The 18,145-nt window shown below is 49.6% G+C and carries 17 protein-coding genes and 1 tRNA gene; 10 read left to right on the top strand and 8 right to left on the bottom strand.

Annotation, left to right across the window (positions count from 1 at the left end):
- The first annotated feature begins 214 nt into the window (after positions 1 to 214).
- From AB1756_04760 to AB1756_04745, 4 genes are all read left to right on the top strand, one after another.
- Positions 215 to 1,402, top strand: a complete 1,188-nt coding sequence (locus AB1756_04760) for an iron-containing alcohol dehydrogenase (GenBank protein MEW5806641.1) — start codon at positions 215 to 217, stop codon at positions 1,400 to 1,402.
- A gap of 87 nt (positions 1,403 to 1,489) precedes the next feature.
- Positions 1,490 to 3,856 (top strand): PBP1A family penicillin-binding protein, encoded by a 2,367-nt coding sequence (locus AB1756_04755; protein MEW5806640.1) that lies wholly within the window; start codon positions 1,490 to 1,492, stop codon positions 3,854 to 3,856.
- Positions 3,853 to 4,494 (top strand): tetratricopeptide repeat protein, encoded by a 642-nt coding sequence (locus AB1756_04750; GenBank protein MEW5806639.1) that lies wholly within the window; start codon positions 3,853 to 3,855, stop codon positions 4,492 to 4,494. Before AB1756_04755 ends, AB1756_04750 begins: the two co-directional genes overlap by 4 nt.
- Before the next feature lie 77 nt (positions 4,495 to 4,571).
- The gene (locus tag AB1756_04745) at positions 4,572 to 5,063 is read left to right on the top strand and encodes a type II secretion system protein (protein ID MEW5806638.1); all 492 of its coding nucleotides are present in this window, start codon (positions 4,572 to 4,574) and stop codon (positions 5,061 to 5,063) included.
- Positions 5,064 to 5,103: 40 nt separating this feature from the next.
- Here AB1756_04745 and AB1756_04740 read toward each other — a convergent pair whose 3' ends face one another.
- Both AB1756_04740 and AB1756_04735 read right to left on the bottom strand, forming a co-directional pair.
- Positions 5,104 to 6,810, bottom strand: coding sequence for a sodium:solute symporter family protein (locus AB1756_04740; protein ID MEW5806637.1), 1,707 nt, complete (start codon positions 6,808 to 6,810; stop codon positions 5,104 to 5,106).
- 103 nt (positions 6,811 to 6,913) lie between these two features.
- On the bottom strand, positions 6,914 to 8,098 hold the full coding sequence (locus tag AB1756_04735) for a M24 family metallopeptidase (GenBank protein ID MEW5806636.1): 1,185 nt from the start codon (positions 8,096 to 8,098) through the stop codon (positions 6,914 to 6,916).
- A 242-nt stretch (positions 8,099 to 8,340) separates the two neighbouring features.
- On the opposite strand from AB1756_04735, the gene AB1756_04730 reads away from it, so the two are divergent.
- On the top strand, positions 8,341 to 8,865 hold the full coding sequence (locus AB1756_04730) for an Lrp/AsnC family transcriptional regulator (protein MEW5806635.1): 525 nt from the start codon (positions 8,341 to 8,343) through the stop codon (positions 8,863 to 8,865).
- A gap of 12 nt (positions 8,866 to 8,877) precedes the next feature.
- A complete protein-coding gene (gene lat / locus AB1756_04725) occupies positions 8,878 to 10,230 on the top strand; it encodes an L-lysine 6-transaminase (protein ID MEW5806634.1) in 1,353 nt (450 codons plus the stop codon).
- A gap of 86 nt (positions 10,231 to 10,316) precedes the next feature.
- On the opposite strand, the gene AB1756_04720 is transcribed toward lat, so the two are convergent.
- The 5 genes from AB1756_04720 to AB1756_04700 all read right to left on the bottom strand — a co-directional run bounded on the left by AB1756_04720 (position 10,317) and on the right by AB1756_04700 (position 14,348).
- Positions 10,317 to 10,401, bottom strand: a tRNA-Leu gene (locus AB1756_04720).
- 28 nt (positions 10,402 to 10,429) lie between these two features.
- On the bottom strand, positions 10,430 to 10,876 hold the full coding sequence (gene secG / locus AB1756_04715; protein ID MEW5806633.1) for a preprotein translocase subunit SecG: 447 nt from the start codon (positions 10,874 to 10,876) through the stop codon (positions 10,430 to 10,432).
- Between the two features lie 49 nt (positions 10,877 to 10,925).
- A complete protein-coding gene (gene tpiA, locus AB1756_04710; GenBank protein ID MEW5806632.1) occupies positions 10,926 to 11,684 on the bottom strand; it encodes a triose-phosphate isomerase in 759 nt (252 codons plus the stop codon).
- Positions 11,685 to 11,699: 15 nt separating this feature from the next.
- Entirely contained in the window at positions 11,700 to 12,881 is a 1,182-nt protein-coding gene (locus AB1756_04705; protein MEW5806631.1) for a phosphoglycerate kinase, read from the bottom strand.
- A gap of 174 nt (positions 12,882 to 13,055) precedes the next feature.
- Entirely contained in the window at positions 13,056 to 14,348 is a 1,293-nt protein-coding gene (locus AB1756_04700; GenBank protein MEW5806630.1) for a HEAT repeat domain-containing protein, read from the bottom strand.
- Between the two features lie 133 nt (positions 14,349 to 14,481).
- Here AB1756_04700 and AB1756_04695 point away from each other — a divergent pair, with 133 nt between their 5' ends.
- Positions 14,482 to 14,982, top strand: a complete 501-nt coding sequence (locus AB1756_04695) for a DUF192 domain-containing protein (protein ID MEW5806629.1) — start codon at positions 14,482 to 14,484, stop codon at positions 14,980 to 14,982.
- Entirely contained in the window at positions 14,979 to 15,440 is a 462-nt protein-coding gene (locus AB1756_04690; GenBank protein MEW5806628.1) for an RHS repeat domain-containing protein, read from the top strand. Before AB1756_04695 ends, AB1756_04690 begins: the two co-directional genes overlap by 4 nt.
- 82 nt (positions 15,441 to 15,522) lie before the next feature.
- Here the strand turns inward: AB1756_04690 and AB1756_04685 are convergent, their stop codons facing one another.
- Positions 15,523 to 16,008 carry a transposase gene (locus AB1756_04685; protein ID MEW5806627.1) on the bottom strand — a complete coding sequence of 162 codons (486 nt, stop codon included), beginning with the start codon at positions 16,006 to 16,008 and terminating at the stop codon, positions 15,523 to 15,525.
- A 215-nt stretch (positions 16,009 to 16,223) separates the two neighbouring features.
- Between AB1756_04685 and AB1756_04680 the strand changes: the two genes are divergently transcribed.
- Both AB1756_04680 and AB1756_04675 read left to right on the top strand, forming a co-directional pair.
- Entirely contained in the window at positions 16,224 to 16,571 is a 348-nt protein-coding gene (locus AB1756_04680) for a metalloregulator ArsR/SmtB family transcription factor (GenBank protein ID MEW5806626.1), read from the top strand.
- 63 nt (positions 16,572 to 16,634) lie between these two features.
- Positions 16,635 to 18,145 (top strand): MMPL family transporter (locus tag AB1756_04675; protein ID MEW5806625.1); only part of this gene is annotated, 1,511 nt, incomplete at its 3' end.

The raw sequence follows: 18,145 nt of genomic DNA, 5'->3' as shown, positions 1-18,145 counted from the left end.
CGTGTGCCTATGAATTTGGATGATTTGAAGGAACCCAATGTAGGAATATCAAGCACTTAGCTTCAATTTTATGCTAAAGTATGCCTATTACTGTCGAACGTAGGTTTCAGACTCTTATCAGGCTTCTCGGATATTTTCCCCCATTCGGTTATTATCTTCATCCCATGAAACGCAGATCTCGGATATAATTTTAAAAATACTCTTAGGAGGTGCGATGAAGTTTGAATTCCGTCTCCCGACAAGGATGGTTTTCGGACCGGGTGAGATCTCAAAGATCGGGCAGGAATCGAAGAAACTGGGGAGGCGACCGCTTCTCGTTACTGGCAGGAGAGCCATGAAGGAGACGGGGATTCTGGGCAGGGTCATCGGCTTCCTCGAAAATGAGAAGATTCATCCTGTTCTCTTCGACGAGATCGAACCGAATCCGCGCGTCAGCACGGTAGACCGGGGAGCGGAGATCGCCCGAAAGGGTGAGTGCGATTTCATACTGGGCCTGGGCGGAGGAAGCGCAATGGATGCAGCGAAGGCTATCGCAGTTGCCGCCGTGGGAATGGAATCCATCTGGAGGTACATCGCCGATTGGAAAGATGATTACATCGAACCCAGAAAAGCTCTTCCCATCGGTCTCATCCCGACCATCGCCGCAAGCGGTTCGGAAGCCGACATGGTCTCTGTCATCACGAACTGGGAGACGCACGAAAAGGCCGTGCTTGGAGGAGACTGCTGCATACCGGCTTTTTCCATAATCGATCCGGAGCTAACTTTCACCGTTTCGCCAGAGACGACAGCGGACGGCGGTATCGACATCATCTGCCACGTGCTTGAGACCTACTTCACAGCGAAGGCACATTCACCAGTAGCTGATCGTTTCACCGAATCTATCGTTCTGACGGTAATGGAGAATTTGAAGAAGGCCATGGTGAAGGGAGATGACCTCGAGGCGCGAAGTGCCCTCTCATGGGCAAGTAGCCTTGCTCTTTGCGGTATCCCGAGCGCTGGGCTTTCTGGGGGATTCGTCATTCATCCCATCGAGCATGCCCTCAGCGGGCATTACGATATTAGCCATGGAAGAGGTCTTGCAATCCTCCTCCCCTCCGTTATGAGATACACACTGAAGGTCAGGCCACGGAGGTATGCTCAGCTTGCAGAACGGGTGTTCCATATCAAGGAGAAAGACTTGAGCGAGATGGAAAGGGCTGAGTTATGCGTTCAGAAGATGGTCGATTTTCTGAAGAGCGTCGATCTGGATAAGAATCTTTCCGACCTTGGGATCGGTTCTTCGAAATTTAGAGTGATGGCAGAGGATATCATAAGGGTCGATGGGACCCGTGCAGGATACCTCGATAACCCAAGAAAGCTGTATAAAGAAGATATCATCAGGATACTCGAGATGTCCCTGTAAATGTTTTTCAGGTAAATGGACAATAAAATAATGATCAGCGTTTGTAGCAGGAAAAGGCTTAGTGACCTAGCAGAAGGGATCTATTAGATGGTTCGGAAAAAGAAGAAAAATGGTGAGGGAAAGGGAACTAAGAAGAAGCGAAGGAGCCTCAAGACCAGGCTGCTCATGCTCTGTCTTGAACTCGCCCTCTTTGCTCTCCTGATCTTCTCGGTCTACATTCTCGTCCTCTACCTTCAGATCATTTCCAGGTTCGAAGGAAGGATATGGGTATCTCCCTCAAAGATATATTCCGATGCGCAGGTTCTGTATCCCGGTCAGGAGGTTGCGGAATCCCTTCTCATTGAAAAGATGAAACGGATGGGTTACAGCAGCGTAAGGTTCTTACCCCAGCATAAGGGGCAGTACAGGGTTAGGAAGGATGCAGTCGAGATCTACCTTAGAGATTTCGATTATCCTCTTGAAAGGGTCGCAGGTAGAAAGGTCAGGGTCAGTTTTTCCGGAGGCAGGGTGGTGGAGATAGTTGAAATAGTGTCTTCGCGTTCACTTGATATTCTGGAGATTGAGCCGGAGATCCTCGCGACGTTCCACGGAAACATACAGGAGGAGAGAACAGTCGTCAAGCTCAAGGATTTCCCGGAGCACCTTCTGGATGCTGTTGTCTGCGCAGAGGATTTCCGGTTCTACAAACATCATGGCATCGACTGGCGCGCCATCCTGCGCGCCTTCTGGGCCAATCTCAGGCGAGGAAAGATCGTCGAGGGTGGAAGTACCATCACGCAGCAACTCGTCAAAAATCTCTATCTTTCGGAAGAGAGAACCTATTCGAGAAAGATCAAAGAAGCCATCATGTCTTTCATCCTGGAGGCAAGGTATCCGAAGGATAAGATCATTGAAGTTTACGCGAACGAGATCTACCTGGGGCAGAGGGGCTCAGTCTCCATCTGTGGGTTCGGTGAAGCTTCGCGATTCTATTTTGGCAAGAACGTGGAAGACCTGAATCTATCCGAATCGGCCATGCTGGCAGGGATCATCCGCTCACCCGGTTCCTATAACCCCTTTGCGAATTACTATGCCTCTATCGAGAGGAGGAACAACGTTTTGAAATTGATGCTCTCCAGAAAGATGATTACAAAAGATGAATATGAAAGAGCGATCGCCTTCAAGCCGACTCTTGCCCACGAGATGAGTGCTTTCCGTCAAGCTCCATACTTTGTCGATTTCCTGAAGGAGCAGCTCCTCCAGCTTTACTCTGAGGAGATACTTCAGAAGGAAGGGCTGAGGATATTTACGACTCTCGATCCTTTCATGCAATCCTGCGCAGAGAAATCCGTGTTGTCTGGACTGAACATCCTCGAAAGAGGGCATCCCAGCCTTATGAAGAAGAAAGAAAAGCTCGAAACCTGCCTCATCACGATTCAGCCACAGACAGGAAACATCCTTGCAATGCTTGGTGGAAGAGACTACAGGGTAACCCAGTTCAACAGAGCGACGCAGGCAAAGAGACAGCCCGGTTCACTCTTCAAGCCGTTTGTTTATCTAGCTGCCTTCAACAAATCGCAGAAAATGAAGAATTCCGACATGACGGCTGCAACCCTTCTCGAAGATGAACCTTTTGAGATTCTCTCGGGTGGTAAGTTATGGAGGCCGGAGAACTATGATGGTACTTTCCGCGGGAAGGTGCTGGCGAGGGATGCTCTTGAGAACTCCATCAACGTCCCGACGGTGCACATGGCAGAGATGGCTAGCCTGAACGATGTCATCGAGACGGCGAAGAGATGTGGCATCGCATCTCTGCTTGAACCTCTACCTTCACTGGCGCTTGGCTCGGAAGAGGTCACGCCTCTCGAAATTGCGGAAGCTTACTCCGTCATTGCCAGCATGGGGAAACGAGCTACACCGATATCCATCAAGGACGTCGTTAACATCAAAGGAAAGGTCATTGAGAAAAAGAGGATCGAAGTCCGCCAGGCTGTTTCTGCACAGGCCGCCTATATCATCACCGACATGTTGAAAGGAGCAGTTGAGAGGGGAACGGCAAAGCATTTGCGAGATTACGGGTTTTACGATATCGCAGCGGGAAAAACTGGGACGACCAACGATTACAGGGACTCGTGGTTTGTTGGATACACTCCACAGATCTTGACACTTGTATGGACTGGCTTTGATAGCGATGAATCCACGGGATTATCAGGGGCAGCCGGGGCGATGCGCATCTGGGCGGAGTACATGAAGTGCGTCGGTTGCAGTTACAGCGGTGGCGATTTTGCTCTGCCTTCCTGTTTGGTTTATATTAATATAGATGCTGCGAACGGGGAAAGGGCCGTAGATGGCTGTCCCGAAGTAAGAAGAGAGATATTCATCGAGGGAACAGAACCCAGGGACTTCTGCCATGAACATGGCTTGGGGCTGGGGAACTGGTTTAGAAAAATATTTCAGAAGCGCGAGGACCGATGAGGAAAGGGCATTCACCCAAACTCATTATTGTTCTAACGCTATTATCCCTTCTTACTTTTCTCTCTGTTGCTAGCTGTGCTCCTCTGTTCAGGAGGAGACCATCGCAGCCACCGCCAAGGCAAGAACCTCCTCCTAAGACGGCGCCCGCTGAACTGCCGGCTCGGCTCCCATCGCAGCCACAGCCAACGCTTCCGGCTCCTGCTCCTAAACCGGTGCAACCCAAACCCGAATCTTCTCCAGCTCCGAAGGTTGAGAAGCCGGCTCTGCCATCGGACCAGGCTGCCTCTCAGTTGATCGCTCAGGGCTGGGATTGCGTGAGTAACAAGAAGCTGGATCTTGCAGAGACAAAGTTCGAGAAGGCTCTTAGGATCGCTCCGACGAGCGGGTCGGCGTACTACGGAATGGCGCAGGTTGCATACCTGCGTACAAACTATGCGCAATGTCTGGAATTGGCTCAGAGCGCGGAGCTCTACTCTTTTCAGGAACCTTCACTCCTGCTGAAAGCCTATATCCTCGAAGGCGACTGCTTGGCCAGGATGGGGAAAAGGGATAAAGCCGTGGATGCTTACAGGAAGGCACTTGAACTCGATCCGGGAAGCCAGTACATTCTGGAAAAGTTGAAGAGAATGGGACAATAACGATGACAGCGATTATATGCAGGAATGAATCCGATAAAAAATTGTACAGTGGGGTAAAAATTCATCCTATCAAAAGAATGAGAATTAGATTAAACAACAAATGGCATGGCGAACGGGGACTTACCTTCATTGAACTTCTCATCGTCGTCGCCATACTCATGCTCATAGCCACGGTCGTCATACCTATGGCGCAAGTCGCCGTGAAGAGACAGAAGGAGATAGATCTAAAAAGGGCTCTCAAGCAGGTCCGGGATGCCATCGACATGTACAAGATGTATGCAGATCAGGGGTTCATCATCCAGGAAGACATCGAGCAGGAAGGTTATCCGCCAGACCTGGAGACGCTCGTTGAAGGGGTCGAAGTGGGAGGACCAGAGAACCCCATGCCAAAGACGATAAAATTCTTGAGGAAGATACCGGTTGATCCAATGACAGGCAAGGCGGAGTGGGGCTTGAGGTCATATCAGGATGATTTCGATTCAACGAGCTGGGGCGGAGAGAATGTCTATGACGTTTATTCCTTAAGTTACGAGGAAGCCCTTGATGGTACCTATTACAAAGACTGGTAATAATGGTCTGTAGTGGTACATAAACATCTCGGGTGGAATGCTAGAAACTGATCTTGGGAAATAGCTCCTCAATCTCTTCCTGGCTCGGCGCCTTCGTTAGCAAGCTTATTATGATAAGGCATCCTATAGAAACGGCAGCGGAGATATAGATCCCCGGGATCCCCCATGGGTCTCCACCCTTCATTACCTCCGGGAATAAATTAGGAATGACCAATTCGAGCATGAACGCTGTAAGTCCTCCACCTATGATGGAGGATAGGCCGCCCGCCTTGGTGGCCCGTTTCCAGGCCAGAGCCGCTAGGAGCGCCGGCGTGATCGCGACTCCGTACATTGTGTAAGCCATGTAGGCATATCTCAGGACTGAGATCTTCGATCCCATTAAAGTCGGGATGAAGATCATCAAAAAGGCGCAGACACCGACCAGGATGACGAAGGCCTTCTGAAGTATGATCTTCTTCCTCTCTGAAGCTCCTTCGTCGATGAACCGTCCGTAGATGTCGCGCATGATGTTGGTCGTGGGTGAGAGAAGGTAGTTCATTCCTGTAGAAATTACTACGGCGCAGGCGGCTCCAAGAAGGAGCACGCCGGCAAGGAATCCGAGGATTGTATAAGATGAGATATCCTCGGCTGCCTTCAGGACAATGGCCGCCGGGTCTACACCTTCTCTCTTGCCGAACAGTTCCTCTTCCGTGGAAACTCTCTGGAGGTCAGCGTGAATCTTTTCAGTAAGCTGGATAGCCTGTCCCGGCTTCAAGGAGCCTTCCGAGGAGAGGCTGGCTATCATCGCATCCGCCCTGTTCTGTACTTCGCTCATAGCCACCGTTCTGTTCCGGACCTCTCCCTGCAGTGCCCTGATTATCTCGAACTCCTTTATCTCCACCCAGTGAGATGAAGCGGAATAGATGGCTATCGCCACGACGACGACTTCCACGATGATGGTCCCGAAGATCCAGAGGGCCGTTGCCTGTCTGGCTTCGCGCGGTGTGCGAGCGCTATAGAATTTCTGATACATCGACTGGATTCCCATCAGAAGAAGCAATGTTGCGAGGAAGTATCCACCCGCTTTCAAAGCAGGATATTCTCCGAAGTCTTTAGCGAAAAGAGCCATGTGAGTCGTCGGCAGGTTCTGAGCGGCGGAATCAACGCCGCCGGAGAACAGGACGACGAGAGGAACAGCGATGCAACATGCAAGAAGTATGATGATGCCGTTTGGCAGGTCGGTGTGTGCAACGGCGACCATCCCGCCCAGAAAGGTGAAGGTGATGACGAAAAAGGCGGCGAGGAACTGTCCCAACGCCACCGAGATCTGTCCGCCCGTCAAGATATTCAGGATGAGACCACCGGCACGGAACTGATATGAGACGATGGTTGTGAATGCGATGATGATCATGATGGCGCCAACGAGTCGGGCAAGCTTCCCATAACGAACCTCGAGAATGTCTCCGATTGTGTACTGGCCGAAAGTCCGTATCTTCCCAGCAAGAAAATATATGATGAGGATGCCGAACCAGGCGCCAGCAGGGAGCCAGAGGCTGGACCATCCTGCATAGGCGGCGTATTCCGCTCCTGCGATGAAAGTTCCTGATCCGATCCAGGTGCAGATGAGCGTGAAGACGAGTATGTTCATGCTCAGTTTTCTGCCAGCTACCATGAAGTCGTCCTGACTCTTGATCTTCTTGCTCCGGTAGAAGTTGAACCCTGTCAATATGAGGAGATAGACGAGAATTATCCAGAGATAGAGTGACATATCTTTTTCCTCCTGATCTAAAAGTTCTCAGAGATAGCGAGGAAATCCCAGAGGCTCTCTTTCTTTTGAAATAATTTCATATCGCGTATCAAGGAAAAAATCTTTAATAGATAAGGATAAGTTCCTCTTGCTCTTTACCGGCGACGATCACTTCTCTTTCTTTTGCGATAAATACGTTGACTTCACTTCGTGCACCCATCTCGCCCGGCAGGTAGATGGCCGGCTCGAGGGAGAAGCATATGCCCGGAACCAGTTCCCTCTCATCCTTCGTCTCGAAGTTATCGATGTTCACACCGTTGCCATGAACCTCATGGCCTATGGAATGACCGGTGCGGTGAACGAAATATTCGCCATATCCCGCTTTCGTTATGACGCCGCGGCATACATCATCTACTTCGTACCCGAAGCATTTCTCTCCCCGGATAAATTTCTGGCGGACGAAATCGCGCCCGGCATTCCTCGCATTCCTGACCGTCTCGAAGATCTCCCTGTATCGAGCTGGAGGATCATTTCCGATGAAGCCGCACCAGGTGATGTCGTAGTATATGCCGTCCTCGCGATCAAGCCTTGCCCACAGATCGATAAGCAGCTTATCATCTTTCTTTATAGTATAAGTATTCTGCCCTTTCGGCTCGAAGTGTGGATCTGCCGCATGGTCGTTGATGGCGACGATGGGGTGGTCCCCGTCGTCAGTCAGCCCTTCCTCCTTGAAGCGCTTGATGATGAACTGCTGAACTTCATACTCGGTAACGCGCTCTCCTCTCCTGATCTTATGGCCGATGAAGTCGAAGGCTTCATCCTTTATCTTCTGGACCTTCAGGCCGGCCTGGAGATGAGCCTGATACCCTTTCTCATCGATGATAGCTTCGAATATCTGAACGAGATCGGCGGAGGAAACAACCTCTACACCCAGGGAACGTATAAGCTCGATCGTGCCAGCATCCACCATCGAGATATAGGGGATGTTATTCGTGGGGGAATACTGCATAGCGATTTTCGTGCAGCCCTTCAGAAGCTCTTTCAGCAGTCGGTGCTGCTCTCTCCAGGAACGATAGATGATCTTCTGGCCCTGCAGGGGGTCGAGCTTGGAAGATTCGACTCCCGAGACAAGCTTTCGCGGTTCCCCTTGCGCTGGAATTAAGTAATACCAGCGGCGGGAAGTAAACTTGTTGAACTCCAGACCCAGGATGCGATAGGCCATGGCATCCCGGTTGTGGAAATCATAAAAGAGCCACCCGTCCATCCCTCGCTTTCTTATCTCCTGTTGAACCAATTTGATGTCTATCATAGGCTTATATCTTTCCTCCATTGTCATTGTTCATTATTATTCTGATGTTCATGATTTTTTTGTCCTTGTAATTTCGTTGTTTTTCTCCACATGATCTCTGATAGCCGAATTAGTTTACCAGCATTTCGCACCGGATTCTATTCCTTTTTCAATAAGCTGATAGTAAAAATAATATTAGATAAAATCTCATTTATACCGTATAATATTAAGTGAAAACAGCTTTTTTTCTAATAATTATCGATATGGATGAGATAGACAGAAAAATCTTGAAGATACTGCAGCATGATTGCTATGCCTCGCAGGCGGAGATAGCATCCAGAGTAGGGCTCTCAACCCCTTCGGTAAACGAGAGGATCAGGAAGCTGGAAAAAGGTGGAATCATCAGAAAATACGTCGCCATCCTCGATTGCGGGAAGATCGGAATCGACATCACGGCTTTCATCGAAGTCTTCATCGAACACCCGAAGCATGAGAGTCTCTTCGCCAAGGAGATGAAGAAGCTGAAGGAAGTCCAGGAATGCCACTTCGTAACGGGAGAGGGGAGCTGCCTTCTGAAGGTAAAGGCCCAGAACAGGCTTTCTCTGAAGAACCTCCTTCTGGACAAGATCAATAGCATGACAGGAGTCCGTGGGACGAGGACGATTCTGGTTCTCTCAACGGCCAAGGAAGAGATATCTCTCAACTTGGATGATAGGGAGGTAGAGCTGGAAAGTCGAGGAAACAGAACAGGAAAAAAGAACGAAAGGGAAAATAAAACTAGAAATTAAAAAGGAGTTTTTATGAAGCAGGCTTTACAATGGGTTAGCGTTGCACCGAAAGATGTCCACACCACGCTGAAGAAGCACATGCTCATCGATGGCTTTGAGATGGTCGTGGATCTTGAAAAGAGCAGTGGAACCCGGATCTACGATTCCAGGACGGGAAATATCCTCCTTGATTTCTTCACCTTCTTCGCTACTTCTCCAATCGGGCTGAACCATCCGAGGATGTTGACGCCGGAAGCAAAGGAAAGATTATTGAGAGCTGCTGTCAATAAGCCGTCCAATTCGGACGTATACACCATAGAGATGGCGGAGTTCGTGAAGACCTTCTCCAGTATGGCCATGCCCGATTATCTTCCTCACCTCTTCCTGATCGAGGGGGGAGCGCTGGGAGTCGAGAACGCGCTTAAAGCCTCCTTCGATTGGAAGATCAGAAAGAATTTCAAGAAGGGGTACAGAGAAGAGAAAGGCACTCAGGTAATCCACTTCCAGCAGGCCTTCCATGGAAGGACGGGTTACACGCTCTCGCTGACGAATACGGCCGATCCGAGGAAGACCATGTATTTCCCGAAGTTCAACTGGCCGAGAATCGTAAATCCCAAGATCAGATTCCCTCTGGAAGGGCAGAACCTGGAGGATGTGATTGCCCTCGAAAGGAGTGCTGTCGAGCAGATCAAGACAGCCTTCTATAATAATAAGGATGACATCGCGGCCATCATCATCGAGCCGATACAGGGGGAAGGCGGCGATAATCATTTCCGCCCTGAGTTCCTGCAGGAGCTCAGGCGACTTGCCGATGAGAATGATGCGATGCTTATCTTCGACGAGGTTCAGGCTGGCCTCGGATTAACTGGTAAATGGTGGGCTACCAACCATTTTAGCGTGAAACCGGATTTTATCTGCTTTGGTAAAAAGGTTCAAGTTTGTGGGATGATGTGCGGAAAGAGAATTGAAGAGGTCGAAGACAACGTCTTTAAGATCCCAAGCAGACTCAATTCGACCTGGGGCGGCAACCTGACAGACATGGTGAGAAGCACCATGTACCTCAAGATCATCGCGGAAGAGGGAATGATCGACAACGCCGCGAAGATGGGGGAATACATGCGTGGTGAAATCCTGAAGCTGCAAAGGGAATTCCCTGAATTTGTTAGCAACGCAAGGGGAAGGGGACTGATGTGTGCCTTCGATTGCCCCACGGCTGCCGACCGGGACGAGCTCAGGAAGATCTGCTATGCGAACAACCTGATCATCCTTGGCTGCGGACACTCAAGCATTCGCTTCCGGCCAGCTCTCAACATCTCACAGCCGGAGATTGATGAAGGAATGAGCATTCTGAGGAAGTCAATCCGTGGAAAGCTCTCAAAGAGATAAGGTAATCGAACTGGTTTGCATCAGCCGCAATCCGACATCTTAAAGGTTTATTGAGATAATCGCATCCATGATTGTAAAGTCAACAGTGGTGCCGAAGGCGAGACTCGAACTCGCACGGTGTGACCCGCCACCCCCTCAAGATGGTGTGTCTACCAATTCCACCACTTCGGCACGCTTTCATTAAAAGATACGTTAGTGCTCACGGAGCTTTTTCTTCTGCCTGAGCGGACCCTTTTTCCTGCGGAGCGCCTGTGTCCGCTGCTCCCTGCTGAACTTCCTCGCTCTGGCCGGCGAGAGGAATTGTTTCTGTCTGCGATGTCCCGGCAGGAGGCGACTGAGGAATGGCAGGTGCTGATGAAGCCGGCACTTCCTGCTTGACTCTGGCCTTGTCGAGGACAGTTTCCTCTCCTCTTTTCCTTGTGGAGAGGATGGCAAGCGAGAGGGATGTCAGCATGAAGATGATGGCCGATGCGGTCGTCATCTTGGAGAGAAATGTTGCTGCTCCCCTCGTTCCCAGTGCCGTCTGGCTTCCACCACCTCCAAAAGCCCCGGCAAGGTCGGCTCGCTTCCCTGTCTGAAGAAGGACGACGAGAATGAGAACGATAGAAACAAAAACATGAATGATTATCAAGAAAGCATTTATCATCGAAAAATCCCTTAAAAATTTCCTTTAAAATATATCATCTTAGATCTTATCATTCAATATGGAACCGAACGATGCGCGAGAACTTCTCGGCGTCAAGAGAGGCACCTCCAACCAGGACTCCGTCTATCTCTTCCTTGGACATCAAGGGTCCGATATTGTCCGGGGTGACGCTCCCGCCGTAGATGATTCGGATTTTCGATGCCAGATCGGGATTGTAGATGTTCTCGAGGAGCTCCCTGATGAAAATGTGGACTTCGTTCGCCTGCTCGGGCTTTGCAGTGCGGCCGGTCCCAATGGCCCAGACCGGCTCATAGGCTATGACGAGGTGCCGGCTTGGTGCAAGATTGATTCCTCCAAGAGCTTTTCGCAACTGGTATTCGACGACTATGAAAGTCCTTTCGGCGTCCCTCTCGAAGTCTTTTTCCCCGATGCACAGGATGGGCGTCAAACCGGCGGAAATAGCCGCTTGCAGTTTCTTTTGCACTCTCTCGTCCGTTTCACCGAAGAACTCTCTTCTCTCGGAGTGCCCCAGAATGACATAGGAACAGCCGATCTCGCTTAGCATGGTGCCTGAGATCTCTCCGGTGTATGCTCCTTCATATTCCCAGTGCATGTTCTGGCCGCAGAGCTTGATCCCTGTGCCTACGATCAGGTTCCTCAACGTTATGAGGGAAACGAATGGAGGGGCGATAGCGATCTCCCGGTTCGCGATCTCCTTAACGAGCGGGAGAAAATCCTCCATGTATCTCCGAACCCGGGTATCTGTTTTGTTCATTTTCCAGTTTGCAATGATAAGAGGTATCCTCATATATATTCCTCAGCGTCATTTATCGGTTAGAACGAGAATGCCGGGAAGGGGAATTCCGGATACGAATTCCAGGGAGGCTCCCCCTCCAGTGGAGATATGGTCGATCCCTTCTTCGAGTCCGAACTTCTTGAGAGCGGCAGCGGAGTCGCCTCCGCCAACGACCGATAATCCTTTTGATGCGGCAATGGCTAGCGCTACTTTTCTGGTCCCCTCAGAGAAGAGATCATTTTCGAAGACACCCATGGGACCGTTCCAGAAAATCGTCTCGGCGTCAGCTATCTGCTGTTCGAAGGTGGAGATTGTCTTTGGACCAATGTCCATTCCCTTACGGCCCTCTCCTATATTCTCATCCAGCGTCTCCATGACTTTCTCCCCATCCCTGTCATCCACGACGATGTGGTCCAGCGGGAGGATCATCTGAATATTGTGCTCCCTGCATTTTTCAAGAATGGAGTTGGCAAGCTCAAGTCGATCCTCTTCCGTCAGGGAATTCCCGACGGGGATTCCCTGAGCCTTCATGAAGGTGTAAGCCATAGCTCCACCTATCAGTAATTTATCCACTTTTCTCAGAAGATTATTTATGAGTTTTATCTTGTCGGAGACCTTCGCTCCGCCAAGTATAGTGACGAAGGGGTGTTTCGGGTTCCCTGTTATCTCGCTGAGGTACTTCAGCTCCTTCTCCATAAGAAAGCCTGCAAGGCAGGGCTTCAAGAACTTGCCAATTCCCTCCACGGAAGCATGGGCTCTGTGGGCTGCACCGAAGGCATCGTTGACGTAGACATCGGCAAGACAGGCAAGCTCCTTCGAAAATCCGGGATCGTTCTTTTCCTCTTCTGGATGGAATCTAAGATTCTCGAGCAGGAGCATATCTCCCGGAGCAAGCGACATGGCCATCCTTCTCGTTTCTTCTCCGATACAGTCGGGAGCCATCTTCACCTTTTTCCCGGTCAGTTGCGCAAGCCTTGTCGACACCGGCTCCAAGCTCATCTCTTCAATGACTTTTCCTCCGGGCCTGCCAAGATGCGAGGCGATTATGAGTTTTACCCCCTGCTCTATGAGAAAATCGATTGTCGGCAGAGACTCCCTGATCCTCCTGTCGTCCTTTATTGTTCCTTCCTTCAACGGAACGTTGAAATCGACACGCAGGAAAACCCTCCTGTCCTTTAAAGGGAAATCTCTGATTGTCATCTTATCCATCTCGTTCCTCCAGACTTAGAGCTTTTATCGTCTATGATGCTTGTTCAACTGAGCTGAGAGAAGATCATTATATTTGCAACAGCATGGATGAAGTATACAAGAACAAATCAAAATGTGTCAACCAAAGTGCTAGGAGAACAGTGGTGGATTGGAGGGGACAAGAGTTTTGTGGATTCAGGGTAGTAACTCTTTGAGGATTGCGGGATTTTCCCTTGCCATAATTTTGAATAACTTGTTGTTCCTCCGGATCTTCTCGCGCCTCATGATCTTTAGAAAGACGTTCTTGATCTTCTCTTTCGTCCATTCATCTTCACGGGGATATGCCCTGAAGAGGTAGGATAGTTCCTCCTTCTTTCCTATGAACTCCAGGGCTGACAGGAGGTCCATATCGATGGATCCTTTCCCGGTCATCAGAGTCTCTTTCAAGTCATCTATGGCCACGCGGGAGCCTGCTTTTGCTAACTGGAGGTGCGCGCGGGCTTTGATTTTCCTGTAAGGGTCGTTTTCACCCTGATTTTCCAAGAGCCCAGGATCGGAGTTGATCCGGTCGATCAACCCCTTGAGTTTGTATAACAGCGACTTGTCCTCTATACTCCCGACCAGATCGACCAGGATCTTCAAGGGCAAAGGCTCTATGACCAAATCCAGGTAAAGGACGATTAGTCGCAGGCAGGAAGGTTCAAGCCCTTTCAGGACGATGCTGACGCGGCTGCAGAACTCGGCATCGTTTCCCCTACGAATCATCTCACCGATCAGTGGCTCTATGACGCTTTCGCCAGAGGAGATCAGGAAATTGATGGATTCGTTCAATTCCTCGTAGCTCGTCGAGGAGAGCAATTGAATGGCCTTCTTGATCCTCCCCTCCGTATGATTTTTCGGTTCTGGTGCCTTTTCCATCTCCATCAGCCGCTGCTTCATCCTTTGATCCGGATCATCTTTTAATTTCTTCAAGATGGCTTTCTTCTCGCCCGTCTTCAGGAAGGGGATAATGGATAAAGCAGCGATTCTCACCTCATGCTTTTCATCGCTATTGAAGAGAACCTCGAGGATCGAACCGATCGAGCCATCATGGCCACCTTTGAATATCTCGACGAGGGCATAAACTGCCGCTACCCGTACTGCCATGTCTTTTTCATTTCCAAGGAGTCTTTCAAGCGAGTGGATGGTCTCGCGTGCAGGGAAGTTGGCAAGTGCTCGAGTGGCGCTCTCTCTGATCTTTGGATTCCTCTCGAGGAGCATTGCAATGAGTGGATTCTTGGCTCGCTGGTCTCTGATGAGGGCGAGGATAGGGATAGCGTTGAGCTTAAGCTCGGTATTCTCACGGTCAAGGGCTTCGATGAGATGCTCGACGGCTCTCGTCCCTATTATGCTCAATCTCGCCTTGGCAGCATCGATCTCGACCTTCCTTTTGCTTCCGAGCTTATTTATCAATTCCTCGATTTCACCATCTTCTTTGCGAGATGACATGTCGCCTCGTTCTTTCCTTCTATTTTAAAGATGATTTAATAATAAATACCTGCTCATTATCATCGAAGGAGATACTGCTTGTCAACTGGTGAATGGATCTGGATGAGATCATATTCTGGTGTAAAATATTTTCATGCAAAAAATAGCCCGACATTACGGTTATCTATCATTTATACTGCTGATCCTTTCGATCCTTCCCATTGCAGTATCTTCCAGCGATTCGGATTCGAAGCCGCAAGAGAACAGGCGCGCAATCGTCATCTTTAATGATGGGAAAGAGATAAATGCTGAGGTTGCCGACAACGCGGAGAGCCGGAAGCTTGGATTGATGTTCCGGGAGAAGCTAGGAGAATCTGAGGGAATGCTCTTCATCTTCGAGAAGAATGACTTTCATTCCATCTGGATGAAGAATTGCAAGATTCCTCTTGACATCATCTGGATCGGAAATGACCAGAAAATCGTTCATATCCAGCATAATGTACAACCCTGTCCAGCAGGTGAGGACTGCCCTTCCATCTTTCCTTTCAAGAGGTCCCGTTACGTCCTCGAGGTCAACGCCGGAACCGCCTTGAGATCATCCCTGAAGCCAGGCGACAAGGTCATTCTGCTTGGAATTTCTAGAAACAAAGAGTGAGATATGGGCACTCCTTCGGTCCCGCGGTGGAAACCCAGAACTACCAGGGGAATCGGCATAACATAAATGGCATTTTCCTCATCCTCAAATGGATGGGACTTTCTGTTCCTTATCCATCCTACAGGGTGAAGCGGCTCAGGGACAGCATCGGGAGGACGGTTGTCTTTGATTACGATACGGCAGGAGATCTAATATCGGCCACGAATATTGCAAACAAGAGCTATCAGTTCCAGTATGGGAGCAATGAAAAGCTCACAGGGATAACAGACCCGGAAGGGAACCAGATTTTATCTGTCACCTACTATACCGAGAACAGGATTCAATCTTATGCGATGGGGAGCTACAATTCCTCCTTAGAATACAATACGGGATTAGAAGTCACGAATGTCACGGAGGTGGGAGGAGGTGTCTGGCAATACTGGTATGACTCCAACGGGATTACAAAGGCTGATCTTTAACACTTGCAAAAATTAAATTCTTTATCTTCAGATAGATGCATAAGTTCAAAAAGGTCTTGGCACTACCTTTCTCTCTCTTGCATCATACCTCTCGGATGGTGGGCGGGATTGCTACTCCCACCGCCTGGAAGATCTTGCCACAGGTTCCTGCACATTCTGTTCTCAGCGCCAACGCTCTGCCATTGTCCTCAATGACGACCTGTTGTAAAGATTTGAGATCTTCTTTGATCTCAGACCATTCAAAGGTGTGCCCAGCTTCCTTCAGCCGCCGGTCTAATTCTTTTCTCAACACCAACGCCAAAAAGCTGCAGAGCACATGACCTTTGATTGTGTCATCTCGCTTGTGATAGACAGGTCTCGTCTCCAGGATTGATTTCATCTCTCTGAAGATCTGTTCCACCTGCCACAGCTCCTTGTATTTGAGTGCCACTGTTTCTGCTGAGAAGTCGGTGTTGGTGATGAGGACCCACTTCCCGTCAAATCTTGACTCCTCCTCGACCTTCTTCTGATCGATCCTCACGCTTCCTCGATCGATCTTCAGGTACTTCCGATATCCTTTGTTTCCGATCAGACTCTTCGGGTTTGTTCTGATCTTCTCTTCCAGGGACTCTAAGATCGCCTAAAGAAATCTGTATTTGAATTGCTTTCGAGATTGAAGGGGGAACGAAGAACCGTCGTGCTTGTGGAGCATGAAACTGAAGGGGCTTTTTCCCCTTGACATTCTGAATATTAGAATTATATTATTTAATAAATTTCTTAAATATTTAATACCAGGGAGTTGCGATGCCAAGGGAAGCAAAAAAAGCAAAAGTGCAAGAGATGGAAGATATCCTCTGTTCCTACCATGCAGAGATGTGCAAGGTCTTCTCGCATCCGGGCAGGATCGCCATCCTGAACCTCCTTCAGGATGCAGAGATGACAGTTTCAGAGCTTGCCCGTGAAACGAAGATGAGCATGGGAAATCTCTCCCAGCATCTCAGCATGATGAAACAGAGGCATGTCCTCGAATCGAGAAAAGAGGGGACAAATATTTACTACCGTCTTGCAAATCCCAAGATCTCGGAAGCCTTTTCTCTCATTAGAGAAGTACTCATAGAGCAGCTGAAGAAAGACGCAGCGCTTGTGAAGTAGCTCTCGCACAATGATGGGATAAGTGTCTAAACAATATAAATATTCACAAAGGGAAGGAATTCCATGAAAAACTTTTCTCTCGTTGCATTTTCAGTAGATCATCCAAAGCTTGTAATGGTTCTGGCGATTGCCATTACGGTAATCTTCGCGATGCAGTTCCCGAAAATGAAGATCGATACGAATCCGAAGAACATGCTTCCGAAGACATCGGATGTCAGAATGTGGAACGATGAGGTTGATAGCACCTTCAGCCTATATGAAGACACGATCGTCCTCGGGATCTCCAATGAAACTGGGATCCTTAACCGGGATACGCTCGGCAAGATCCAGCGCATCACGGACAAGGTCGTGACGATCAGCGGTGTCGCAGCCCGGGATGTCTCAAGCTTCACGACGATCGACAACGTGACCGTCGAAGATGGAATACTGAAAGTCGCTCCGCTCATGCAGAAAGTTCCCGAAACTGATGAAGAGATGCAGGCATTGCGGAAGACGCTCCGCGAGAATCCTCTCTTCATGAACAGGATTATTTCTATGGATGAAAAGACAACGGCGATCTATACTCCACTCGAACCGGGTGCTAACGGGAAAGAAATAGCAGACCAGATCAGAGCAATTGTGAACACAGAAAGGGGAAGCGAACGATATTACATCGCCGGCGATCCTGTAGCGAGAGATACATTTGGATCCGTGATGTTTAAACTGATGGCAATGTTCTCACCCATCTCGGCGCTTATCATGTTCATCGCCATATATCTCATGTTCCGTAGCGTCGTCCTTTCACTGTCAATGTTATCGGCGGCGATGATCAGCATCATCTGGAGCATGGGACTGTTGATCGGCATCGGCTTCCCGATCCACATCATGAGCTCGATGGCTCCTGTATTCCTCATTGCGATTGCCACTGACGGCATTCATATATTCAATGAGTTTTATTTCCGTTACCGGGAGAAAAAAAACAAGAGGACCGCCATCCTTGAGACGATGGAAGTTGTCGGCCGCCCCGTTCGCTACACGGCACTTGCCACTGCGGCGGGATTCGCAGTTCTGATCTTCATGCACATCATACCGGTGAGAATCTTCGGCGGCCTCATTGCGATCGGAACGATCATCCTTCGCCTTCTGAGCTTCAGCTTCATTCCTGCAATCCTCGCCCTCATCAAAGATGAAAAGATCGAAAAAGCGGCGGCGAGAGAGCATGCAGAACTGAACGTGACAGGCCGGCTCCTGAGAAGCCTGAGCGGCTTCGGCGTGCTGCGGCCCAGAGCGACGGCCTCCATTGCCGTCGTGCTCCTTGTCTTTGCTGTCATCGGCGCGTCACAGATCGTTGTCAACAACAACATGGTCACCTGGTTCAAGAAAGGAAGCGAGATCCGCACCGCGGATACGCTGATGAACCGCACGCTCGGCGGCACATCTCTGGGGTATGTCGTCGCCATCTCCAATGATGAGGACTATATAAAGACACCCGAAGCGATGAGGAACATCGAAGGGCTTCAGAAGCATCTCGAAAAGCTTCCCGTCGTTGGAAAGACGACATCGGTCGTCGATTACGTCAAGAGGATAAACCGTGT

The organism is Acidobacteriota bacterium (assembly GCA_040752675.1).
GTDB lineage: Bacteria > Acidobacteriota > Polarisedimenticolia > JBFMGF01 > JBFMGF01 > JBFMGF01.
This window is presented reverse-complemented; position numbering and strand designations above follow the sequence as displayed.